This is a genomic window from Streptomyces sp. NPDC127595, from assembly GCF_042671685.1.
Lineage (GTDB): Bacteria > Actinomycetota > Actinomycetes > Streptomycetales > Streptomycetaceae > Streptomyces.
Genome location: NZ_JBHXWK010000002.1, coordinates 396,157 through 419,580, shown reverse-complemented (window position 1 = coordinate 419,580; position 23,424 = coordinate 396,157). Strand labels below are relative to the sequence as shown.

The following is a 23,424-nucleotide window of genomic DNA, read 5'->3' as shown; positions in this document are numbered from 1 at the left end:
CCACCTTTCGAGCATGAACAAGCATTCTGATGCGGGAAGGGTGCGCTAGGGTCGCGGAAGATCGAGGAACGGAGTGTGCGGATGTCGCGCGACGCCCGCTGGAAGACACTGCTGGACCTGCTCGTGGAGCGGGGCCGGCTGGATGTCGAGGAGGCCGCGTCCGAGCTGGCGGTGTCGGCTGCGACGATCCGGCGCGACTTCGACCAGCTCGCCGAGCAGCAGATGCTCATCCGCACCCGCGGTGGCGCGGTCGTGCACGGCGTCTCGTACGAACTGCCGTTGCGCTACAAGACCGCCCGGCACGCCTCCGAGAAACAGCGCATCGCGAAAGCGGTGGCCGCCCTCGTCGCGCCCGGCGAGGCGGTGGGTCTGACCGGCGGCACGACCACCACCGAGGTGGCGCGCGCGCTCGCTGTGCGCCCCGATCTCGCGTCCGGTTCACCCGCGCTGACGGTGGTCACGAACGCGCTCAACATCGCCAACGAGCTTGCCGTGCGCCCCCAGTTCAAGATCGTGGTGACCGGCGGGGTCGCGCGCCCTCAGTCGTACGAGCTGATCGGCCCTCTCGCGGACGGTGTGCTCAGCCAGATCACCCTCGACGTTGCCGTGCTCGGCGTGGTCGCCTTCGACGTCACGCACGGCGCGGCCGCTCATGACGAGGCGGAGGCCGCGATCAACCGGCTGCTCTGCGAGCGCGCCGAGCGCGTGATCGTCGCCGCCGACTCCAGCAAGCTCGGCCGGCGGGCCTTCGCCAGGATCTGCGCGGCCGAGTCGGTGGACACGCTGGTGACGGACACGGCGGTGAGCGAGGAGGCGGTGCGCGGGTTCGAGGAGGCGGGGGTCGGGGTCGTGGCCGTCTGACCGCCGCGACCGGCTGTCGGTGGCTTTGTCCGACCGCCGTGACCGGCCGTCGGTGGCCGGTGGTCCGCCCGCCGCGATCCGCCTTCGGAGACTTGCGTCCGACCGCCGTACCCGCCGGCCATGGCTTGGTGACCGGCTCGCACTGGAAGGCGTAGGTCGGGACACTGCTGTCGGAGGTGTCGGGCTGTCCCGCCGGGCGCCCGAGGGTCCCAAGCAACCGAAGGAGACCGGACGATGAGTGCATTCCCGACCGCGCGATCGGTACGGACCACGCCGGAGGGCCTCCTGTGGGAGCCCAGCGAACGCTGGGTACGCGGCCGCAAGGGCGACGTCACCGTCGTCGACAGCCGCCACCCCGTCCTCGTGTGGGAGCCCGCGCTGCCCGTCCCGACGTACGCCTTCCCCCGCGAGGAAGTCCGCGAGGACCTGCTCCGCCCGGCCAAGAACCCACCGACGGGCACGCACACGGGGTCGCGGATCTTCTACGACCTCGAAGCCGGCGGCGAGCTGGTGGAGAACGCGGCCTGGACCTTCCCCGCCGACGACCTGGCCGGGCATATCGCCTTCGAGTGGTTCGGGCGCAGTGGCCGCGGACTCGACCACTGGTACGAGGAAGAGGAAGAGATCTTCATCCATCCCCGGGACCCGCACAAGCGGGTGGACGCCCTGCCGAGCAGCCGGCATGTCCAGGTCGAGATCGACGGCACGGTCGTCGCGGACACCCGACGCCCGGTGCTGCTCTTCGAGACCGGCCTGCCGACGCGCTACTACATCCCGCGTGAGGATGTACGCCTCGATCTCCTCGTCCCGACCGACCACAGCACCGGGTGCCCCTACAAGGGCACGGCCGAGTACTGGTCGTGGCAGGGCGACGCCGACGTGCCCGCGAACCTCGTCTGGAGCTACCAGGAACCGCTGCCCCCGGTGGCCACCATCACAGGGCTCATCGCTTTCTACAACGAGGCGGTGGACATTACGGTGGATGGCGAGCGCGTGGAGCGCCCCGTCACTCCGTTCAGCAAAACGTTGTCGACGAGCTGACCGCCGGTCACTCGACCGGCCGGTTCCACCCACGTCGAGCCGCGCCCGGACGGAGATGTCGCGTGCCATACCTGGTGCCGCCGTCGGCAACACTGCCGACGTTCACTGCGCGGGGGCACGCAGGGGGCATGCGCTGTTGCCTCTCCGCTCCCCTCGCGTCCCTGTCCGCCCTGGCCGCCCTCCCCGCTCCGTACGAAATGCTGCGCTCCGGCGTCCTGCTCGCCCCCTCGCTGCTGCGGGCCACCCTCCACGGCCCGGCGCACCAGCACCGCCTCCATCCCCCCGACATCCTTGCCGCCGTCCACCTGGAACTGGTCACCCTGACCGAGGACAGCGCCATCATCACCTGGCACACCGGAATACCCGGCACCGACGACGGGACGGGGCACATGCTCCCCGCGGTCACGGAGGGCGAGGTCGTCTACGGCACTCACCCCACCCGGCTGAACCGCACCGCGTCGGAGGCCCGGCCCACCGCTCACCACCATGTGGAGCTCACGGGTCTGGAGCCGGGGCAGACGTACTACTACCAGGCGCGCTCGCGGGGCGTGGCCGCCACCCCCACCTCGCTGCACCTCATCCGCGGCAACGCCGTCGGCACCAACCGCTACGGACTGGGGACGCGCGGAGGCCCGTACTCCTTCACCACCCCGCAGCCCCCGCCCGGCCGGCACCTGCTGACGATCGCCCTCTGCAACGACCTGCACGTCGGGGAGACCACCGCCGGCCTGGTCGGGGGCGTACCCATGATGCGCGGGGTGTCGCAGGAGGCGGGGCTCGCGCCGTACCCGGAGATCATGAGCCGGGCGGTGGTGGAGGAGGCCCGGCGGCGCGGGGCGGATGTGCTGCTGGCCGCCGGGGACATCTCGGCGGGGGGTGCGCCGCGGGACCTGGCCGAGGCCAAGCGGATCCTGGACGGGTTCGGCGCCCACGGGCGGGACTACTTCGTCGTACGGGGGAACCACGACCGTCCCCGGCCAGGGCACGAGGACTCGGACGCCTTCCGGACCGGGTTCCTCGGCGGCGGGGCGCCCTCGTACTTCACCCACGACCTCGGCGGGCTGCGGATCGTGGGGCTCGACACGTACGTGAAGGAGGGCAACGGCGCCGACGCGGGCGGGCTCGGTGCGGAGCAACTGTCCTGGTTCCGGGCCCGGTTGAAGGAGGACTCGGACCGGCCCACGGTGGTGTTCGGCCACCACCCGCTGACCGTACGGGACTCCGTCTTTCCCGTGACCAGGGGGCAGCAGCTCGGCCGGCGTCAGGCCCGGGCCGTCCTCGACGCCTACGCCGATGCCCCCGGTGTCTTCCTCCACCACGCGGGTCACACCCACCGCAACAAGCGGACCGTCCTGCCGCAGGCTCCGCATGTCACGTTGCAGGAGGTCAGCGCCGTCAAGGACTATCCCGGCGGTTTCTGTCTGCTGCGGATCCACTCCGGCGGATTCGCCCTCAACCACTACAAGTCCAGCAGCGCGGCGGCCCGCGAGTGGGGCGAGCGCAGCCGCCGGGTGGCGGCGGGGCTGTGGCCGCACCATGCGCTGGGACGCTCGGTCGCCGACCGCAACAGTGTCACCGCCCACGACCTGTCCGGCGTCACCCGCCGGCCATCCCGAACGGCCTTCCAGGACACGCCTGGTGAGCCGGTGGCCGGCTGAGCGGGGCTTCAACGAGTTCGGGACGCCGCGCGTGCGGCGTCCCGAACTCGTTGGCCGACCAGCCGACCGGCAGCCCGGCAGACCGGCTCAGCCGAACAGCTTCACCGCTTGGTAGTAGGTCCACGCCGTACCGTCGCAGGACGTCTTCGTCGCACCGCTGTAGTTGAGGCAGACGCGCTTGAGGTCCTCGTAGAAGGCGCTGTCGAGGCGCGACTTGTTGGCGTCGAAGGTGCCCGCGGCCTTGTAGTTGCGGTAGCCGAAGTCGTGTCGGGCGCAGGACGTGGAGAAGGGGAAGCCGAACGGGTTGTCCGGCGAGGAGGAGCAGTAGTCCGTGGACCAGTCGAACGCGTACGCGGACCACGCGGCCTGGTTCGCGCGGGCGGCGTTCCAGGTGTTGTAGCTCGACGCGGTGGTCTGGGTCCAGTTCGAGAGGACCTGGGGCTTGTCGGCGGGAGCTGCGTCGGCCGCTGTGGCGGTGCCGACGACGGTGATCAGGGCCAGAGTTGAGGCAGCAAGGCCAGCGGCGAGTCTGCGGTGCATCCCACACCTCCATGAGGCTGCGACCCGTCCGTCGAGCCGCAGGTTCATGACAAGAGGATCGCCATCAGTGCTGTGCCTTCACACCTCACATCTCCTAATGACCCATTAACTTTCGGCTGTGCCAGGGGATCGGAACGTGAACCCGGCGGGAGTTCGCCGGGTTCACGGAGTCGGACGAGAAGCGGCGGGGTGCGGAGGAAAGGCCTCCGCACCCCGCCGTCGCACACCGCCGCCGTTACGAGACGGTCGCCGGGCTGCCCGGCGCGGGCACTGCCGGAAGCGCGGACGTCGCGCCGCCGAGGAGCCCGGTGACCAGGCCGAGCACCGGCCCCAGCAGGCCCGTGACCGCGCCGAGTACCGCGCCCAGGTCGAGCGAGGTCAGCGCCTTGACCAGGCTGTCGATCGCCGCCTGGAGCTGGGCCACCAGATCGGAGACCGGGTCGGCCGCGGCCACCCCGGCCCGGTCCGTCGTGTTCGAGGTGATGCCGACCCGCTCCTTCAGTCGCTGCTGGAGGGATGCGTTCGCCGCCTCCACCGTCGTCACGAGACCGGCCGCCTCGACCGCGTCGAGGGGGCCGGCCGGCCGCGAGGTGAGGGTGGACAGCACGTCCAGCAGAGGGTCGAGCAGGTCGTCGTGGTGGTTCACCCTGTCCAGTACGTCAAGCCGCTCCAGTACTGCGTCCGTGTCGGCGGAGGACCATGCCGCGGCGGCACCGACCGGAGCCGTCCGGGATACGTCGACAGCGGCAGCGGCGGTGCCGAGCGGACCGAAGACCAGAGCGGCGCAGACCAGGGGTGACAGGAGGAGTCCGCGGGAAACTAGGGCACGCATGCACAGTCCTTTCGAGAGCTGCAGTTCCTGGGGCCACCGTGGGAACCACCGCTCCTTCCCGCAACCGATCATGGATCCGCCATTCGGCCCCCGCGCTCCGCCGACAAGGCGCTGACCAGCACCTTCCGCCCGCAGGATGCGGCCGCCAATACGTCTACGGCATTCGGCTGTCAGGGGACTGACGCATCGACAGGTGGACCGTTCAGTCGACGAACAGCCCTCGCGCCGCCGCCCGCGCGTCGAACTCCTCCAGGCGGGCCTGAGCGTCCGGCAGACCGTCGCACATCACCTCCAGGAGAACCTGGCCCAGCAGCATCGGAGCGCTCACCGTGTCGAAGACCAGGCCGGTGCCCACGGCGGCCGGGAGGAGCAGGTCGCTGTGCGCGGCCACCGGGGCGAACGTGCCGTCGGCGATCGTCACCACCGTCAGTCCGGTGGCACGGGCGTGGCCGAGCGCGTCGAGGAGCTCGCGCGGATGACGCGGCAGCGCGAAGCACAGGAGCGCGCTCGCCCCGGCGTGCCGGGCGGTGTCGATACGGTCGGCGAGCAACGAACCGCCCTCGTCGAGCAGTCGTACGTCGGGATGCACCTTCGCGGCGAAGTAGGCGAAGCCGCGTGCCTGGGCGGCGGAGGCCCGCAGGCCGAGCACCGGGAGCGGGCGCGAGGCGGCGAGCAGCCTGCCCGCCCGTTCCACGGGCCCGGAGTCGGCGAGCAGGGAGGCAAGCTGCCGCAGGTTGTCGATCTCGGCCTGTACCGCCTGCTGGTACTGGTTGCTCGGCCGCCCGTCCACGGCGACGGCGGCCGGCGCGACATCCCGCAGGTGCCTGCGCAGCGCCGGGTATCCGTCGAAGCCGAGAGCGACCGCGAAGCGGGTCACCGACGGCTGGCTCACCCCGGCGAGTTGGGCCAGCTCGACGCTCGACAGAAAGGGCACGGCAGCTGCCTGCCGGACCAGGCAGTGGGCGATACGGCGCTGCGTCGGGGTGAGCCGACGGCCCTCGAAGAGCTGGTGCAGGCGGGCGGAGGCGCCGGGTGTGCCGGCCTCGTCGACATCGCTCTCGCTCATCTCGGTCCCCCAGCCGGTCGCAGGCAACTCCTTGTCGGCCGGTCGCACGCGTCCCCTCGTTCCTTGGCCTTCGTCTTTGCCTCGCGGGACTCACGCCCGGGCAGGACTCACGGCCGGGCGGACGGTGGCGCTGTGGCCGGACCCACGGTCGGCACCGCCCGCTCCGGATCGGCAAGCCCCAGGAAGGGTCCGGAGACCCCCGGTCAGCTGACGATGCCGGCCTGCGTCAGCCACTCCTTGGCCACGGTGCTGGCGTCCTCCTTGTCGTTGACGAGCTTCTCCATCATCTCCAGCAGGTCCTCGGTGGTGAGCTTGGCCGAGACACCGTTGAGCGCCGCCTTGGCGGTGTCGTTGACCGAGGACTTGTAGACGAGGGGCGTGATGTTCTGCGAGGAGAACAGGTTCTTCGGGTCCTCAAGGACCACCAGCTTGTCCTCGACGATGGCCGGGTCGGTGGTGTACAGGTTCGCGGCCTGGACCGTGTCCTTCTTCAGCAGTTCGAGCAGAGTGCTCTGCGCACCCGCGTCGAGCGGCTGGAACTTTCCGAACTCCACGCCGTAGATCGACTTGAGACCGACCGCGCCCTGCGTGCGGGTCTTGAACTCGGAGCCGGCGCCGATGGTCATGTCGCCCGCGACGGGCTTGAGGTCGGCGAGCGTCTTGAGGTTGTACTTCTCGGCGGTCTCGGGGGTGACCGTGACGGAGTCCTTGTCCTCGGCGGCGGCCGAGTCGAGTATCTCCACCGACGACGGGAGCTTCGCCTTCAGCTCGGCGTTGATGTCCGCGGTGCTGGTCGCGGTGCTCTTCGGGTCGACAGCGACCGCCAGCAGCGCGCCGTTGTACTCGGGGAAGACGTTGATACCGCCCTTGACGACCTGGTCGTAGTAGACCTCGCGGGCCCCGATGTCGAACTTGCGGGTCACCTTCAGGTCCTTGGCCTCAAGGGCCTGTGCGTAGATCTCGGCGAGCAGCTGGTTCTCGGGGAAGTTCGCCGAGCCGACGACAAGGGCCTTGCCGTCGCTGTCGCCGCTGCTCCCCGTCAGGGGATTCTCGTCGCTGTCGCCGCTGCCGCACGCGCTCAGGGACAGGGCGGCGATCAGGCCGAACGCGGCGCCACGGATCATGCTTCTCATGGGTTTTTCCTCTCTGAAGAGCCCTGGGGCTCTGAAACTCATGACTTTGCTGCCGGGCCCTGAAGTCCCGGCGAGACGATAACGCGCCGCAGCGCGGTGAAGAGAACCTGGACGAGGAGAGCCAGCACGACCACGACTGTGGAGCCGCCGATGACCAGTTCGTAGTCGTTGCGGGCGAGCCCGTCGACGATGAAGCGGCCAAGGCCCCCAAGACCCGGGTAGGCGGCGATGGTCGCGGTGGCCACGACCTGGATCGCGGCGACCCGCAGCCCCAGCAGGATCAACGGCAGCGCCATCGGCACCTCCACCCGCACCAACACCTCCCACTCGGTCATGCCGACCCCGCGTGCGGCATCCCGAGTGTCCGCGTCCACACCACGGACGCCTTCGAAGGTGTTGATGAGGATCGGCGGCACCGCCAGCGCGACCAGGGCGACCAGGACGGGCGTGGTGCTGAGCCCGGCGAGCGTGACGACGAGGACCACCAGGCCGAAGGTGGGGATGGCCCGCGCGAGGTTCGCGACACTGGCGACGGCAAACGCCCCGCGGCCGGTGTGTCCGACCAGGAGCCCGAAGGTGAGCCCGATCAGGGTGGCGAACAGCAGCGAGATGCCGCTGTAGGTGAGGTGTTCCAGGAGACGATGGGGGATTCCGTCATCGCCGTGCCACTGCTGCGAGGAGGTCAACCAGTCGCCCACGAGCTGGAGTTGGTTCACGAGGTCGTTCATGCCGCCGCCCCCTTGCCCCGGGCCCACGGTGTGAGCAGCCGCTGCGCGAGGACCAGCACCGCGTCGGTGACGAGCGCGAGCAGCATGATCAGGACGATCGCGGTGATGATCGGGGTCGGGAAGTCGAGCTGCAGGCCCCGGGTGATGTAGAAGCCGAGACCGCCCTGCCCGATCAACTGCCCGACCGCGACGAGGCTGATGGACGACACCGCGGCGACGCGTACACCGGCCACGACGACCGGTACGGCGATCGGCAGTTCGACCTGGACGACGCGGCGCACGGTGCTGAATCCCATCGCGGTGGCCGCCTGACGGACCGGTTCCGGGACCGAGGCGAGCCCGTCCACGACGTTGGGCACCAGGACCGAAAGCGTGTAGAGCGTCAGCGGGATCATCACCGTGCGTTCGGTGAGCCCTGTATAGCGCACGAAAATCATGAACATGGCCAGCGACGGGATCGCGTACAGCACGTTGGTCACGGTCAGGACCGGTGGGTACAGCCATCGCCAGCGATGGCAGAGGATACCGAGCGGCACCGAGATGATCAGGCCGAACAGCACCGGCAGCAGGCCCAGTTGCAGATGGACACCGGTGTAGTGACCCAGCTCACCGAGATGATCTCCGACCCAGTCCCACCGGACCAGCGGCTCCCCGTCGCTCATCGTTCACCACCGGCCGCGCCGTCGGCGGCCTTGTCGTCCCCGGCCGTCTTTGCCGCGGGTATCGCTTCCGCCGCCGGCTTGTCCCCGACCCCGTGCCCGGTCTCGTCCCCTGCCGCATCCCCGGCCATCGCCGCGGACAGCTCGTACGCGTCCGCGACGCCGATGACAGCGCCCTGCCCGTCCACGCCCACGGCCAGCCGGGAGGGCGACAGGAGCGCCGCGTCGAGGGCGGCCCGCGCCGAATCGCCGACGAGGCTGAAGGTGTGGCCGAGGGGCGTCAGAGGCGCGTCCGCGAGCGTGCCGCCCTCCGGCAGTTCGGCGACCGCGGTCCAGCCGAGCGGACGCCGGTCACCGTCGACGACCAGCACCCACGGATCGGTTGCCGCCCGGGCCACCGCCACGGAAGAGGTGGCCGGCAGCACCGGACCGTCGCGCAGCGGAAGATCGGCCGCCTTGACGAAGGACAGTCGGCGGATACCGCGGTCCTGGCCCACGAAGTCGGCCACGAACTCGTCGGCGGGATGGGCGAGGAGACGCTCGGGGGTGTCGAACTGCGCGAGCTTGCCGCCGGTTCGGAACACCGCGATGTTGTCCCCGAGCTTGATCGCCTCGTCGATGTCGTGCGTGACGAACACGATTGTCTTGTGGAGCTCCTTCTGCAGCCGGATGAACTCCGCCTGGAGCTCCCCCCGCACGATCGGGTCGACCGCGCTGAACGGCTCGTCCATCAACAGGACCGGCGGATCGGCGCCCAGCGCCCTGGCGACCCCGACACGCTGCTGCTGTCCGCCGGAGAGCTGGTACGGATAGCGCTTGGCCATCTCGCCCGGCAGTCCCACCAGCTCCAGCAGCTCCGCCGCCCGCGCCCGCGCCTTCTTCCGGCTCCAGCCGAGCAGCAGCGGAACCGTGGCTATGTTGTCGAGGATGGTGCGGTGCGGGAACAGCCCGGCGTGCTGGATCACGTAGCCGATACCGCGGCGCAGCTCCGGGGCGTTGACCTCCCGGATGTCCTGGCCCCGCAGGCTCACCGTCCCGGCCGTCGGCTCCACCATGCGGTTGACCATGCGCAGGGTCGTGGTCTTGCCGCAGCCGGAGGGACCCACCAGGACCGTGATGCCGCCCTCTTCCAGCTCCAGGGACAGCTCGTCCACGGCCGTCGTGCCGTTTGGATAGTTTTTGCTTACTGCGTCGAACTTGATCAAGGCTGCCCCTTACCCCGACTGCATATGGTCATGCAGAGTTGCCGGTGACTGAATGACAGTCAATGCTCTTTCGTAAACGGCGCGTTACGTTCCTGCGAAGGCAAGATCAGAGCGCCCGAAATATGCCGGTTGATTACTCTATGCACCTTTCTATGTAAACCAAATCCACCCCGAATGTTGTCGTCGACGGTCATGTTTCTGCCACGCCGAGGGCGTCACACCGTCCCCATCAGCCCATCCCACATGCAGGGAGCCACCCTATGGAACCGGTCCGGTTCACTTTCCTGAACGGCTCGGACATCAAGCAGCTCGAGCTGTCCGACACCGAGGTGCTCGACGCCGTCGAGCAGGGACTACGGGCCCAGGGCCGCGGAGAGACGGTCATCGAACCGCGCGTCCACCTCATGCCCGATCCCGCGTTCAACGGCCACTTCAACGTCCTGCGCGGTTACGTCGCCCCACTCGGGCTCGCCGGAGTCAAGATCGTGGGCGACTACGTCGACAACTACAAGGCCGGACTGCCCTCCGAGATGGCACTGCTCAACCTCTTCGACCCGCGCACCGGCATGCCGGTGGCCATCCTCGACGCCACCGCCATCACCGAGATGCGCACGGGTGCCCTCACCGCGCTGGGAGCACGCCATCTGGCCCGCCCGGACTCCAAGGTGCTCGGTCATATCGGCGCCCGCGCGACGTCGTACTGGAATGTCCGCCTGCTCGACCGGATCTTCGACCTCACCGAGATACGTGTCCACTCGCGCCGCCCCGAGAGCCGCAAGGCCTTCGCCGAGCGGCTGGAGCGCGACCTCGGCAAGCCCGTCATCGTGACCGAGGACTGGCAGACCTGTGTCGAGGGCGCGGACATCGTGGTGGAGGCCTCCAGGCTGGAGCGCCCGGAGCCACTGCTGAAGACCGAGTGGATCGCGCCGGGGGCGCTGGTCGTGCCGTACGGAACCATGAGCGCGGTCGAACTCTCCCTCACCGACGTCATGGACAAGATCGTAGTCGACGACTGGGGCCAGTGCCGGTCCGGGCCGTTCGGTGCGCTGCGCGCCCATGTCGAGTCCGGCAGGCTCAGCGAGGAGACCCTGCACGGCGAGCTGTGCGAGATCATCGTCGGCGACAAGCCCGGCCGCGAACACGCCGACGAGACAACGCTCTTCTGGCATCGCGGGCTCTCGCTCTCGGACATCGCGCTCGGCGCCGCCATGCTGGCGAAGGCCGCGGAGCGCGGCCTCGGCCAGAAGCTGCGGTTCTCATGACGGGCGCGCGCCACAATGATTCAGTCGTCGTCGAGAGCTCGGTCGTCGTGGACGGGCGGACGCTCTCCTACGACGACGTCGTCGCCGTGGCCCACCACGGCGCCCAAGTCTCCCTGACCGCAGACGTGTTCCCCCGGCTGGTCCGCGACCGAGCCGTCGTGGACGATGTCGTCGACCGTCAGGTACCGACATACGGCCTGACGACAGGGCTGGGCAGCCGCTCGTCGTACGCCCTGCCGCGCGAGGAACTAACGGAGTTCAGCGTCCGTACGGTCCGGGGCCGGGCCAACGGGGTCGGTGATCCGCTGCCGGTCCCTGTCGTACGTGCCGCGCTCCTCGCCCGCGTCAACGGGATCGCGGGGGGCGGCAGCGGGGTGCGGCCGGAGATCCTGAGCCTGCTCGTCGCGCTGCTCAACTCGCGCGTCCATCCGGTGATTCCCGAGGTCGGATCCATCGGCGCGTCCGACCTGAACCAAATGGCCCATGTCGGTCTGGTCGTCATCGGCGAGGGCCGCGCCGAGTTCGCCGGTGAGGTGCTCGACGGCGCCACGGCGCTGCGGCGGGCCGGTCTCGCCCCGGCCGAGCTGGGTCCGAGGGACGGCCATGTGCTGTGCAGCGCAAGCCCGTTGGCGGCGGGAAACGGCGCCCTCGCCCTCCATGAGGCGGCCGCCGTCCTCACGCTGGCCCAGGCGGTCACCGCGCTGACCTTCGAGGGTTTCCGGGCCAACACCAGCCCCCTGGACGCCCGGGTGCTGGATCTGCGTCCGGCGCCGGGTCAGTCGCGGGCGGCGCGTGAGCTGCTCGCGCTGCTGGACGGGGGCGAGTTGGGCGATCCGCGGAACGCGCGGCGGGTCCAGGACCCGGTCAGCCTGCGCTGCGCGGCCCAGGTGCACGGCGCTCTGCACGCCGCACTGGACTTCGCGGTCGCCGCGCTGGATCCGGAACTCAACGGCTGCGGTGACAATCCGGTCGTGCTGGCCGACACCGGCGAGATCCTCTCCTCCGGCAACTTCCACACCCCCGCTCTGGCTCTCGCCCTCGACACTCTCGCGCTGGCCCTGACACAGACCGCGGCGATCTCAGCCGAACGCATGCGGCGGCTGCTCAACCCGGCCGTCAGCGGACTGCCCGCGAACCTCACGTCGTACGGCCCCGAGCGCTCGGGTTTCGCCCCGCTCTCCAAGACGGCGCAGGCGCTCGTCGCCGAGATCCGCATGCTGTCCGCCCCGGTGTGCACCGACCCCCGGCACGGGGCGGACGCCGTCGAGGACGACTCGACCAACGCGGCACTCGGCGCGCGGCGGTTGACGACGATGCTCGTCCGGCTGCGTCAACTGCTCGCCGTGGAAGCCCTGGTGGCCGCCCAGGCGGTGGACCTGGCAGCACCGACCGCCCTCGGGCGGGGACCGGAGTTCCTGCACCGCGCGGTCCGCAAGGTCGTTCCGCCGCTGGACGACGACCGGCCCTGTGGAGTGGACGCAGAGCGGGTGAGCCGCGATGTGCTGGAGTCCGACGATGTCCGAAGCGCCCTGCGCGCCATGGCGGGAGGGGTGTCCTGACCAATGTCCACGTGCAAGCCGCCGTACGCGCTCAATGGGCTCGGACCGTGATTACGGTCCCAGGCTGATGGGCCCGCCCCCCTTTCCGGGGCGGGCCCATCAGTTGTGGTTCTGTGGCCGGGGATCCCCTACGGCTGTGGGGGCCTGAGACCGTAGCTCATGACGCTCTGATTGATCACGAACTGGGAGCCGGGCTCGACGAGGATGTTCCCGTCGCGTGAGTTGGTGATGGTGACGTTGCTGAGGGTGGCGCTGCCGCGGGCGCCGCCCATGGCGAGGATGCCGGATCCGTTGTTCGACTTGTCGATGGTGACGTTGGAGATCTGGGCCGTCACCGTGCCGCCGCCGGTCTTGAACTGGATACCGTCGTAGGTCGAGTCACGGATGTCGGTGTCGCGGATGACGACCCCCGGGATGTTCACCCCTTGGGCGAACAGGGTGATGGCTCCGAACTCCTGATCCTCGTTCCAGAACGCACCGCCGGTGCGGTACAGCCCGTTGTTGGCGATGAGCGTCTGCCCGGAGAAGGGCAGCGGGTCGTGGTCGGTCGCCAGCATGATGCCCGGGTAGTTCATGGTGTCGTAGATCAGGTTGTTCTCGATGGTGTTGCCGTAGCCGCCGTAGACGGCGATTCCGTTGGCCCGCCACGGCAGTTGGACCGTGTTGTTGCGGAAGTGGTTGTCGTGGCCGATGTCTACCGACTGGTCCTTGACGTACTTGCTGGCCCACACGGCGAGGGCGTCGTCACCGGTGTTGCGGAACGAGGAGTTCACCACCGTCGAATTGCGGGTGCCGTTGGCGAAGTTGATGCCGTCGGCGTAGGTGTTGCGGACCCGCATCCCGCTGAACTCCAGCCGGTCGCCCGGCCCCCAGAGCTCGGGGATGTTGCTGTAGTCGCGACCCACCCACACCCCGACGTTGGCGTGCTCGATCCATACGTTGGTGATCTTCGTGTCCTGGCCGAACCTGCCGTTGAGACCGACGCCGCCCTCGGCGTTGCCGTCGCCGCCCCGGATGGTGCCCGAGCCGAAGATGGCGATGTCCGAGATCTTGGTGTTGTCGTCGATGTCGAACCCGAAGTTGCCCTCGTGCGGGTGGTTGATGCCGCCCGCCTGGTGGGGCGGGGTGAGTGTGTAGAGCTGGGAGTGCCACATGCCGGCACCGCGGATGGTGACGTCGCTGATGCCGACCTGGTTGTACTCACCGCGGTTGAGCGGGTCGTCGGTGAGGATCTTCTGCTCCTGGCGCCACTGGCCCGCCGGGATCCATACGCAGTCGATCTGCCCGTTCTGGTCGGCGGTCACGGCACGCTGGATGGCGTCCGTGTCATCGATACCGTCGTTCGGCACGGCCCCGTACTGCGTGATCGAGACGCAGCCGGCCGGCTGGGCGGTGGGCGGGGCGACCTGCTCCAGGTCGATCAGGTCGACGATGTAGAAGGACGCCGTGTCACCCGCGTCGCGCTGCAGCCGGAAGGTGGTGCCCGCCGGGTAGGTCTGCGTGAGCAGCGCGTTCGACTCGTCGAAGAGCCGGCGTGCGTCGGTCCCCGGGGTGTTGGTGAGACCCTCGGGCGAGTCGGTGTTGCCGTACAGCCAGCTGTACTTGGAGCTCAGGTTGATCTTCCGTACGAAGGTGCCGTTCGCGTAGAGACTCAGCGTGGCCTCGGTGCCCCCGCCGCCCGCCGCGTCCGGGATCGAGTTGCGTACGACGATCGAGTTGGCCGGGCTGGTGGAGGTGAACTGGACATACTGTCCGGTGGAGTTGAGGCGGACCGAGGCACGGCCCGAGGACTCGGTGGCGAAGTTGGTGTGGCCGAAGGTCCGCAGCGGATCTGCCGTCAGGAGCGTTCCCTGGTATGTACCGTCCTCCGCCTCGTACTCGATGTACGGCACCGCCGCGCCGCGGCCGACCACGATCGAGCGGGAGAAGATGTTGTTGCTCTCGTTGGTCTCGGTGATGGTGTTCGTGGCGTCGGCGGTCGCGGTCAGCACGCTGGCACCGCTCGTCGCGGTCCACGTGCCGCTGATGGTGACGTTCGCGGTGGCGTCGGCGGCGATCGCACCGGCCGTGCCGTTGAGCGTGGTGCTGCCCACCTGGACGCGTGCCACGGAACCCGCGGCCGCGGCCGAGATGCCCCGGTTGTGCACCGCGACGGTGAAGGACACGGAGGCGCCGGCTGCCGGGCTGGCCGGGTTGGTCGTGATGCCGGTGACCTCCAGGTCCGGTCCGGGACTCTGGGTGACGGTCAGCTTGTTCGCCGCGGTGCGGCTGTTGTTGGTGCTGTCCAGTTCGGGCACGGTGTCCGTCGGATCGACCACGGCGGAGACCGTGTAGCTCCCGGTGGCGCGCTTGCCCACAGCTACCGAGACGGTCTGGGAAGCACCCGCCGCGAGCGCGCCGACCGGGGCGCTGCCCGCGACGGTGCCGTCCAGGCTAACGTTCACCGTGGTGGCGGGGGCGGCGGCCGTACCGGAGTTGCGCACGGTCGCCTGGACCGTGACGGTGTCCGACTCGGTGGGTGCGGCCGGCGTCCAGGTCAGGTCGGTGACGACGAGGTCGGGGTTCGGGGCCGCGGCGCCGATGACCTCCAACTCCGCTACCTGCGCGCCGTATCCGCTCGAATTGCTCGTGAACCTCAACTGCACGTCCGCGTACCGGCCACTGACCGGGATCGTGACCGAGTTGGCGTTCGTGGCGGGGTTGAAGGTGTAGTCGGCGGCGGCCTTGACCGAGGTGAACGCGCTCGCGGACTGCTCGCGTCCGAGCACCTGGATGTTCTGTGTCCTGGTCGCCCAGGCCGCGTTCGGGTTGAGCTTCACGGTGATTCCGCTGAGGTCCGCGTTGGCGCCCAGTTTGGTCGTCAGCGTCGCGGGCTGGCCGTTGGACTCCCAGTAGGTGCCCACCTGCCCGTCGTTGGCGTTGGTCGCCACGAACGACTGGACCGTCGAGGAGGCCTCGATCGGCTTGTTGAGCGAGAGGTTGGTCCCGTCGACGGGCGGCTCCTCGGGTTCGCCCCCGCTGTCGGTGCCGTAGACCTCGACCTCGGACAACTGGGCGGCGTTCCAGCCGGTGTTGGCGCTCACCTGCACGCGGACGTGACGCACGCTGCGGGCGGTGAAGTCCAGGGTGACCGTGTTGGCTGCGGCCGGATCGAAGCGACGCGCGGCCGAACCGGACAGGGACGTGAAGGTGGAGCCGTCGGCGCTGCCCTCGACAGACAGGGTCTCGGTCCTGGCCTCCCAGGTGGTGGGCAGCTTCAGGACGACCTGGTTGGCCTCGACGGTGCCGCCGAGATCGACGCGTATCCACTGCGGGAACGACCCGGCCGGGCCCTCCCAGTAACTCTGCTGACTGCCGTCGGTGACGTTCGTGGCGGGATAGCCGCCGAGGGACCCGCTGGTCGTGGCGCTCTTGCCGAGCGCCAGGTTGGGTCCGCGGACCGCCGCCGGTGCGGCGGTGGCGGTGCTGGGTTGGAGACCGACGGTGACCAGGCCGGCCAGAAGCAGGCCGATGGTCGTCCGTAGTCCGAATCGCTTCCGTCTCATGGCGTCCTCGTTCCATGGCAGGGGGACGACGGGGGGAGCGTGCTGAGAGATGCGGAGGGGCCGGCCGGGGCCGGGAAGTCAACGGTGAAGCGCGAAGGTACGCGAGGTGGCAGGGGCGGGCCACTGCCCGCCTGCCGAGGATTGCCGCTAGGCAGTCGTTAATTTGCGTGATTCGATCGGCTCTTTGCTCTCGCAGGACAGATTTCTGGCTACGGTTCCGTTTGTCAATGGCATGCGCACGACCGGTCGCCGAGGGGCAAGCCGGTGCCGGGGAGAAAGCTGGGCGGTGTCCGTCAGCGGGGTGTCGCACGCGCCGGCCGCATGGCGAAGCCCGGCGGATGAGCGGGAGTTGGGGATTCGAGAGCACTGCGGCGGTCACGGACCGGCGCGCTGACGGCCGGGCCGGGGCCGCCAAGTCCCGGGGCACACCCCGGTCCCCGGCCTGCGAAGACCGGGGCGTGCCCCGGTCTTCGCAGGCGGGTGGCCTCGGAAGTCTGAGCGGCCCGAGTAGGTCGGTCGACCCGCCACGGTCGCTTCACCGGCGCGTCCGCCAAGGGTCCAAGGCGGCGCCGCGGATGGGGGCTTCACCGGCCCGTCCGCGAAGCGTCCAAGGCGGCGCCGCGGATGCCCGACCGGAACCGGCGCCGGTGACGGGCACCAGGTGCTGAGGTCCGACGCCTCGTCAGGCGAGGGTCAGGCGAGGGTCAGGCCATAGGCGTTCAGCACTTCCTGGATCGGCTGATAGTAGGTGGTCCCTCCCGTGGTGCAGTTCCCTGAGCCGCCGGAGAGGATGCCGATGACCTTGTCGCCCGAGAAGAGCGGGCCGCCGCTGTCTCCTGGTTCGGCGCAGATGTTGGTCCTGATCAACCCGGAGACCACGTCTCCGCTCCCGTAGTTGACGGTCGCGTTGAGCGCGGTGACCACCCCGCATCGGACAGCTGTGGTCGCGCCCCGGCGGCAGACGCTCTGGCCGACGTAGGCGGCCGCGGTCCCGGTGATGAGCACGGTGCCGATGGTCCCGGGATGCGGCACGGCCGGGTTGGTGTACCGCACCAGGCCGTAGTCGTCACCGGGGAAGCTGGTGGCGGTGGTGGGGCCGATAGCCGTGGTCATGGCGGAGCTGGTGTACCAGGTCGTCGTGCCCGAGGTGCAGTGCCCTGCGGTGACGAAGTAATAGGTGGAGCCGCTTCTCACGTTGACGCCCGCCGAGCAGCGCCAGCCGGAGGCGTAGATGCCGTCGCCGCCCGAGAGGAGAGTGCGCAGCCGGCCGTCGAGCCGTTCGAGGGTCATGGCCCCGGCGAAACGGCTGCCGGCGATGCGGAGTCCGGCCAGATCCGCCTCGGCGACCGTGGAGTCGGCGAGGACCAGTAGTCGCCCGGTGCGCTCGTCCACGGTCCATGTGGTCCCGGCGATATCCAGGGATTCCACGGCCGAGGTCACGCCGGACACCGAGGCGGCGGAGGGTGCGGCGCCGTCCGTGGGCGCCGCAGCCGCCTGAGGTCCGGACACCGCCAGGGCGGCGGCGACGAGCAGGCTCAGCCCCGAGGCGATCAGCCGGGAACGCCTGAAGCTGATACGGCGTGCTCTCATCACCGGATCTCCCCGAGGACGGTCCGTCAGGTTCGCCACGCGCCGCTGGTCAGCGGGCGTGCCGTGCTTCAGCGCCGTGCTTCAGCGCCGTACTGCTGTGCCGTGCTTCAGCGCCGTACTGCTGTGCCGTGTTTCAGCGCCGTACTGCTGGGCGCGCGCACCGACGAAAGGCGCCCCGGCCAGGGGCTCGGGGGCGCTTCATGGCGCGCGGGAACCAGCCGGCCGGCAAGACCCGGTGGCAGCCGGTCAACGCCTCATTGTCCCCGGCCGTGCCATGCACAGGTAGGCCAACTCCGGCCGCAAAGCCGGAGTTGGCCCACTGGGGAGTGGAGCACGCCCGAACGGAACCGTGCGCAGTACGCGGAAAGACTCAGCCGGTCACCGGTGTCCAGCGGATCTGCGTACCGCACAGGGTCACCACGAGCGCCGCCGCCGCGACCACGCCAAGACCCCACACCAGGCTGCTGGAGTTCGCCACGAAACCGATGAACGGCGGGCCGGCCAGCAGGCCCGTCGTGCCCATGGCGGCGACGAGAGCCAGCGCGTCCGAGCCCTGTCTGGCGGCGGCCACGTAGACGCACGGGGTCACCGCCGCGCATCCCAGTCCGACGCAGGCGAACCCGATAAGCGCCGGCACCACTCCCCCGCTCACCAGGGCGAAGGCCAGCCCGGCGGCCGCCAGCGCGCTGCCGAGGACGACGACACGGCCGTCGCCCCAGCGGCTGCGCCAGCCGTCCGCGAAGAGGCGGGCCACCACCATCATTCCCGCCACCACGGCGATTCCCAGGGGCGCGAGTTCAGCCGACGCCTTGGCCACGTCCTTCATGTAGAGGGCGGACCAGTCGTTCATGGACCCCTCGGTGACCGTTCCGAACGCCATGGCGAGGCACATCCACAGCGTCACACGGGACGGAAGAGTCCAGCGGCTACGGCTCTTCCCCTCCTTCTCCTCGGCGAGCGCGCCCTCGGCACGCTCGTCCTCGGCGAGTAGACCGGGCCGCGCGCCGACGGCCAGCAGGACGAGGACCACGGCCGCCACACCGAAGTGCGCCCCGACCGACGAGGTAGCCGCGTTCATACCGGAGGCGAGGAGCGCCGCGAGCAGCGAGCCGCCGCTGAAGGTCGCGTGCAGCCTGGCCATGGTGTTGCGCTCGTACCGCGCCTCAAGAGCCGCTCCCTGCGCGTTCATGGCGACGTTCAGACATCCCACGAGGACGCCGTCGGCACACATGACCAGCAGGGCGACCGGATAGTTCGGCGCTGCGGCCAGCGCCAGGAGCAGGAGGGTCAGGCCGAGAGTCGACAGGAGCGCCAGCCGCGCCGAACCCAGCCGCTTCATGAGCACCGGGACCAGGGGGAAAGACGCCACGGCGCCGATCCCCGCCGCCATCAGCAGCACCCCCACCTCGGCCGCGGTCAGCTCGAGATCCGCCTTGATGGCGGGGATCCGTGCGGCCCAGGTGGCGTACTGGAAACCGAGGGAACAGAACAGCGCGGCAATCGCCAACTGAGCACGGAGAAAGGGGTTTTGAGTACGGACAGCGGGGTCATGAACACGGGACACGCACATCAGCTCGCTTCGTCGGGGCGGAGGGGCCGCGCGGCACCACGCCGGTCGGCTCAGGCTGTGCATCCAGGTCGGTCGGCACCGCCTTGGACATGTAGACGGCGTTCGTGCCGTAGCCGCCGGGAGAGATCCCCGGGTGAGCGGTGAACCCGCGCGCCGACCAGAACCTGTCGCTGTGGCCGACGGCGATCAGCGAGATCCGTTCGTCCCCACGCCTCCGGGCCGTCAGCGTGAGGTGCTGGAGAAGGCGCTGGGCCAGTCCCCTGCCGCGTAACTCCTCGGTGATAACGATGTCGTGCAGGTGCAGATTGCCCGAGCCGGGCCCCTGGCGCGGTGGGACAGCCGGCTCCCCGGCCCGTTCCAGATCCGGGTACCGGAACGCCGGATAGGGCATGGCCAGCAGGTAGCCGGCCGGCCCGGACCCGAGGTCCAGGACGAAGCACGTACTGGGCGAGACGCCCGCCCTGGACCGGAGTGCGGCCCGCCCCTCCGACAGGCCGAGTCCGGTGTAGGCGCGGGACTCCATCGCCACGATGGAGTCCCAGTCGGGGTCCGTGATGGCGCGTATGTGTACGACGTCGCTCACGGGCGGCCCGCGTTCGTCAGGGTGTACGGGAGCGGGGCGAAACCGTTGAAGCCCTCGGTCATATAACTGATCGAGTAGGCACCGCTGGACAGCACCCAGACCGGATCACCCGACGCCAGGTCCTTGGGTACGTCGACCAGGCCGTGCTCATGGTGGTAGGCGTCGTCGCTGTCGCAGGTGGGCCCCGCCACGACGGCCGGAACGCACTCGGCGTCGCGGTGCGTGGGGAACACGAGCCGGTACTGCAACGCGTCCATCTCGTAGAGGCCGTTGAACTTGCCGGCGCTCAGGTAGAGCCAGTACTGACGCTCGCCCTCCGGTCCCCGCCGCTCGGACAGCCGGGCCACCTGCGCCCGGATGACGCCGTGGTCGGCGACCATATAGCGGCCCGGCTCCATGACGAACTTCAAGTGGTCGCCATGCACCCCCCTGAGGTACCGCATCCCCTCGCGGATCACGGCGAAGATCTTGTCCATCGGCGGGTCCAGCGGCATGCCGAACCTGTCGAGGTAGCCGAGCGCCGGAAGACCGCCGCCGAGGTTGACGTGGTCCAGCGTCATCCCACGGCTGCCCAGCTCGGTCAGGACGTCCGCCACGCATTCGACGGCGCTGTGCCAGGCGTCCGCCGTCATCTGCTGGGAACCGACGTGCACGGACAGGCCTGAAGGGGTCAGGCCCAACTCCCGTGCGGCTTCCAGTACTTGCACGGCGTCGGCGGGCGAGCAGCCGAACTTGTTGCTGAGGCCCCACAGCGCCCCTTCGCCGCTGGTCGACAGTCTGCAGAACACCCGCGCTCCCGGAGCATGGGCCGCGATCGCCGCCACGTCCTCCAGGCTGTCGGTCGCGAAGTCCCTGATGCCGAGGCGATGGGCATCGGCGATGTCCCGGTCGGACTTGACGGTGTTGCCGAAGTGCATACGGCCGACCGGCACCCCCGTCCGCAGCGCCTGTTGCAGTTCACGCGGGCTCGCCCCGTCGACGCCGGCGCCTTTGCGCGCCAGACACGCGAGCACCTCGTCCACCGGACAGGCCTTCATGGCGAAACGGACGAGGACTCCCGGCAGTTCGCGTTGCAGCGTCTCGTACCGCTCCTCGATTCCGGCCAGGTCCAGAACGATCCGGTCCTCGTCGGCGGCGGTCAGCGCCGCGAGCAGAGGTGCGGACAGTTGCGTCATGGTCTCGCTCACCGCGGCCGCCCCGGTGACAGGCGTACGGGGGTGCGCCGAGCCACCCGCACCAGCGGGTCCCATGCCTCGACCAAGAGGGCGAAGGCCTCGATGTCGCTGCGGGCTTCGTCGAGGAGACGTTCGCGGCGCGTCGCCAGCAGGTCGGCGAACTCGGCGTAGATTCCGCCCAGTTTGCGGTAGGAGGTGTCCAGGATGTCCAGGCGCTGGACGTTCTCGGTGCGGTCGAGCCCCGTGCTCTCGCTCGCCAACCGGGCGACGACGGACGCGCGTAGCTGTCCCTCGTCGTCGAGCAGCGCCGGGCCGGCCTGGGCCATCCCGTCGTAGATGGAGTTGAAGTAGAGCATCGACAGCAGGAACTTGACGTAGCGCAGTTGGTACGCCATGAACCCGGAGTCGGTTCTTCGTTCGCCGGTGTAGAAGTTCTCGATGTTGCGGTTGTGCAGCACACCGGGCAGCGCGGCGTCGTGGACAAGGTGGATGAGAAAGTAGTCGCTGCCGATCGTGTCGGTGGCAGGCGGCAGCGGCACGCGTTCGTGCACCCCGTGGAAGCTGATGTTGCACATGTCCACGCGCATGGGGTCGACGAGGGCCAGCGTCGAATGGTCCTTGACGAACGGGTCCGTGCCCGCGCCGCGGAAGGAGTCGTCGACGAGTTCCTGTTTCAACTCGTCGGACCAGTGGGTGGGTGCCCACAGGCTGACCATGTCGTAGTAGACGTCGCGGTCGATCCGGAGTATGTCGCCGATGTCCACGGACAGTTCGCCCACGAAGGAGCTGCCCACCATCGCGACCCGCTTGTCCTGGTGCTGCGCGGCCAGCGCGTTCTCGGTGACATACGGCCCGACCTCGGCCGCGCGCCTACCGAGCGCCGTGAGCTCGTGATGGATGGGAAAGACGGTCTCGCCGTTCACGACCTGGTACCGGCTGTCGGAGTCCCTGCGGTGCACGGACTCGCAGCCGAGTGCGACGGCGATGAGGAACGCGCGGTTGGTGCAGGCCCCGTAGGAGAGGCGGTCGGGGAGCATCAGGTCCAGCAGGAGGTCGGGCTTCGTGGTCCCGGCCCGGCCGATCACCCGCTGGAGGAAGTCCTGTTGCTCCGCCTCGTCGATGTGGTGGACGACGATCCGCTCATCGGCGGGGAGGCGGCGCACGGTCAAGGCGTGTTCCGCGTAGGCGGGCGTGTCGCAGGAGTCGAGGATCAGGAGGTGCACTTCGGCGTCGAAGTGCTGCGCCGCGTAGGCCGCTTCCTCACCGATGGCCTCGATGGTCGCGGAGCACGGTCTGTTCGTGGGAAGGGTCAGGCATATTCGGCGCATGCCGCTTCTCCGACCGGCTCGTCCAGCTCCACACCGCTCCAGGACGCGAGGCCCAGCAACTTGGCGCCCAGTTCGTCGAGTTCGGCCCTGTCGTACCTCAGTGACTCGTGCAGCCTGGCGTCACCGAGCAGCGTCGCGTTCCAGTCCGGTGTGCTGAGGTTGCGCCACGAGTCGACCCGTGAGCGCCTGAGGGTCTGGTGGGTGTCCAGCGCCGGCATCATCGACAGGTACTGCGCCGCCCGTACGCCGTTCTGCGAGGTGTTGGGGGCCACACCGTGTGCCAGCAGTCCGTTGAATATCAGCAGGTCGCCGGCCTCGAGTTCGGGGCGTAATACGGGGAACTCGGCCCGGTCGATCCGGGGCCGGATCGGGTCACGACCCTCCGGCTGTAGTGCCTTCCAGTGGTCCAACTGCCGGAACAGTTCCGGGGAGCACTGGAAGCCGCCGAGCTCCGGCGTGATGTCGTTGAGCGCGATGATCCCCTGGACCCGCTGCGGCGGAATTCCGAGTGTGGTGTCGACATCCCAGTGCAGCTCGATGTCGAAGCCCTCGTCCGTGCGGGGTATCAGGGCCCGGTCGCGGTTCTTGATGTTGGGCGGGTTCAGGTTGAGCCGGTCGAGAGTGACCCACAGCTCCTCGCAGTCCCATACGTCGACGAACGCGTCGTAGACCCGCTGCGTCTGGCGGCTGTCCCAGAGGAGTTGGTGGTGGTACGCCTCCACGAATCCGTAGATGTGCAGGTCCCGGTCCAGGTCCGAGCGGTACTTGCGCTCCTCGTACCAGGTGTCCGGGCGCTCGGGGTCGAGCCGCTGGAAGTCCCAGGTGAAGTCCAGCAGGCTTTTGGCCGCCGAGGCGGGGATGGCCTGCTTCACCACGACGTAGCCGTAGGTCTGCCATGAGGCGAAGTCCTCTTCGGACAACACCCTGAGCGGGACGGTCTTCTTCAGATCGCGCAGGGGGGTCTGCGCCAGATAGGTCTCCGCGTCCGCGCTGAAGTAGGGGACGGGAGAAGCAGCTCGATGGAGAAATCGGTCAGGCGTGGGCATGCAGTGCTCCAGACCTCGGTCTTCCCCGTCGACAGATGTGTCC

At 69.4% G+C, this 23,424-nt stretch carries 19 protein-coding genes; 5 read left to right on the top strand and 14 right to left on the bottom strand.

From position 1 onward, the window contains the following. Window positions 1-81 precede the first annotated feature (81 nt). The 3 genes from ACFVKT_RS08375 to ACFVKT_RS08365 all read left to right on the top strand — a co-directional run bounded on the left by ACFVKT_RS08375 (window position 82) and on the right by ACFVKT_RS08365 (window position 3,560). On the top strand, window positions 82-861 hold the full coding sequence (locus ACFVKT_RS08375) for a DeoR/GlpR family DNA-binding transcription regulator (protein WP_385728915.1): 780 nt from the start codon (window positions 82-84) through the stop codon (window positions 859-861). A 234-nt stretch (window positions 862-1,095) separates the two neighbouring features. Further along, window positions 1,096-1,902, top strand: a complete 807-nt coding sequence (locus ACFVKT_RS08370; RefSeq protein WP_385728913.1) for a DUF427 domain-containing protein — start codon at window positions 1,096-1,098, stop codon at window positions 1,900-1,902. A 128-nt stretch (window positions 1,903-2,030) separates the two neighbouring features. Next, a complete protein-coding gene (locus tag ACFVKT_RS08365) occupies window positions 2,031-3,560 on the top strand; it encodes a metallophosphoesterase (protein WP_385728911.1) in 1,530 nt (509 codons plus the stop codon). Between the two features lie 87 nt (window positions 3,561-3,647). Here the strand turns inward: ACFVKT_RS08365 and ACFVKT_RS08360 are convergent, their stop codons facing one another. The 7 genes from ACFVKT_RS08360 to ACFVKT_RS08330 form a co-directional block, all read right to left on the bottom strand. Beyond that, a complete protein-coding gene (locus ACFVKT_RS08360; protein WP_385728909.1) occupies window positions 3,648-4,100 on the bottom strand; it encodes a phospholipase in 453 nt (150 codons plus the stop codon). Between the two features lie 235 nt (window positions 4,101-4,335). Beyond that, window positions 4,336-4,932 (bottom strand): hypothetical protein, encoded by a 597-nt coding sequence (locus ACFVKT_RS08355; RefSeq protein ID WP_385728908.1) that lies wholly within the window; start codon window positions 4,930-4,932, stop codon window positions 4,336-4,338. A 202-nt stretch (window positions 4,933-5,134) separates the two neighbouring features. After that, complete coding sequence (locus ACFVKT_RS08350; RefSeq protein ID WP_385729918.1) at window positions 5,135-5,998, bottom strand: MurR/RpiR family transcriptional regulator; 864 nt, start codon at window positions 5,996-5,998, stop codon at window positions 5,135-5,137. A 203-nt stretch (window positions 5,999-6,201) separates the two neighbouring features. Next, on the bottom strand, window positions 6,202-7,122 hold the full coding sequence (locus ACFVKT_RS08345; protein ID WP_385729916.1) for an ABC transporter substrate-binding protein: 921 nt from the start codon (window positions 7,120-7,122) through the stop codon (window positions 6,202-6,204). A gap of 47 nt (window positions 7,123-7,169) precedes the next feature. Continuing rightward, complete coding sequence (locus ACFVKT_RS08340; RefSeq protein WP_385728906.1) at window positions 7,170-7,859, bottom strand: ABC transporter permease; 690 nt, start codon at window positions 7,857-7,859, stop codon at window positions 7,170-7,172. Next, the gene (locus tag ACFVKT_RS08335) at window positions 7,856-8,521 is read right to left on the bottom strand and encodes an ABC transporter permease (protein ID WP_385728904.1); all 666 of its coding nucleotides are present in this window, start codon (window positions 8,519-8,521) and stop codon (window positions 7,856-7,858) included. Before ACFVKT_RS08335 ends, ACFVKT_RS08340 begins: the two co-directional genes overlap by 4 nt. After that, complete coding sequence (locus ACFVKT_RS08330) at window positions 8,518-9,723, bottom strand: ABC transporter ATP-binding protein (protein WP_385728902.1); 1,206 nt, start codon at window positions 9,721-9,723, stop codon at window positions 8,518-8,520. Before ACFVKT_RS08330 ends, ACFVKT_RS08335 begins: the two co-directional genes overlap by 4 nt. Before the next feature lie 260 nt (window positions 9,724-9,983). On the opposite strand from ACFVKT_RS08330, the gene ACFVKT_RS08325 reads away from it, so the two are divergent. Both ACFVKT_RS08325 and hutH read left to right on the top strand, forming a co-directional pair. Continuing rightward, window positions 9,984-10,985, top strand: coding sequence for an ornithine cyclodeaminase family protein (locus ACFVKT_RS08325; protein WP_385728899.1), 1,002 nt, complete (start codon window positions 9,984-9,986; stop codon window positions 10,983-10,985). Then, window positions 10,982-12,544, top strand: coding sequence for a histidine ammonia-lyase (gene hutH, locus ACFVKT_RS08320; RefSeq protein WP_385728897.1), 1,563 nt, complete (start codon window positions 10,982-10,984; stop codon window positions 12,542-12,544). The genes ACFVKT_RS08325 and hutH overlap by 4 nt, the downstream gene beginning before the upstream one ends. Before the next feature lie 128 nt (window positions 12,545-12,672). Here the strand turns inward: hutH and ACFVKT_RS08315 are convergent, their stop codons facing one another. The 7 genes from ACFVKT_RS08315 to ACFVKT_RS08285 form a co-directional block, all read right to left on the bottom strand. Beyond that, entirely contained in the window at window positions 12,673-16,089 is a 3,417-nt protein-coding gene (locus ACFVKT_RS08315) for a CARDB domain-containing protein (RefSeq protein WP_385728895.1), read from the bottom strand. 693 nt (window positions 16,090-16,782) lie between these two features. After that, window positions 16,783-17,679: a S1 family peptidase gene (locus ACFVKT_RS08310; RefSeq protein WP_385728893.1), complete on the bottom strand. Its 897-nt coding sequence runs from the start codon at window positions 17,677-17,679 to the stop codon at window positions 16,783-16,785. A gap of 370 nt (window positions 17,680-18,049) precedes the next feature. Next, on the bottom strand, window positions 18,050-19,249 hold the full coding sequence (locus ACFVKT_RS08305) for an MFS transporter (RefSeq protein ID WP_385728892.1): 1,200 nt from the start codon (window positions 19,247-19,249) through the stop codon (window positions 18,050-18,052). Further along, window positions 19,227-19,832 (bottom strand): GNAT family N-acetyltransferase, encoded by a 606-nt coding sequence (locus ACFVKT_RS08300; RefSeq protein WP_385728889.1) that lies wholly within the window; start codon window positions 19,830-19,832, stop codon window positions 19,227-19,229. Before ACFVKT_RS08300 ends, ACFVKT_RS08305 begins: the two co-directional genes overlap by 23 nt. Further along, a complete protein-coding gene (locus tag ACFVKT_RS08295) occupies window positions 19,829-21,007 on the bottom strand; it encodes a type III PLP-dependent enzyme (RefSeq protein WP_385728887.1) in 1,179 nt (392 codons plus the stop codon). Before ACFVKT_RS08295 ends, ACFVKT_RS08300 begins: the two co-directional genes overlap by 4 nt. An 8-nt stretch (window positions 21,008-21,015) precedes the next feature. Beyond that, the gene (locus tag ACFVKT_RS08290) at window positions 21,016-22,335 is read right to left on the bottom strand and encodes a DUF6271 family protein (RefSeq protein WP_385728886.1); all 1,320 of its coding nucleotides are present in this window, start codon (window positions 22,333-22,335) and stop codon (window positions 21,016-21,018) included. Next, the gene (locus ACFVKT_RS08285; protein ID WP_385728884.1) at window positions 22,317-23,381 is read right to left on the bottom strand and encodes a phytanoyl-CoA dioxygenase family protein; all 1,065 of its coding nucleotides are present in this window, start codon (window positions 23,379-23,381) and stop codon (window positions 22,317-22,319) included. Before ACFVKT_RS08285 ends, ACFVKT_RS08290 begins: the two co-directional genes overlap by 19 nt. Window positions 23,382-23,424 lie beyond the last annotated feature (43 nt).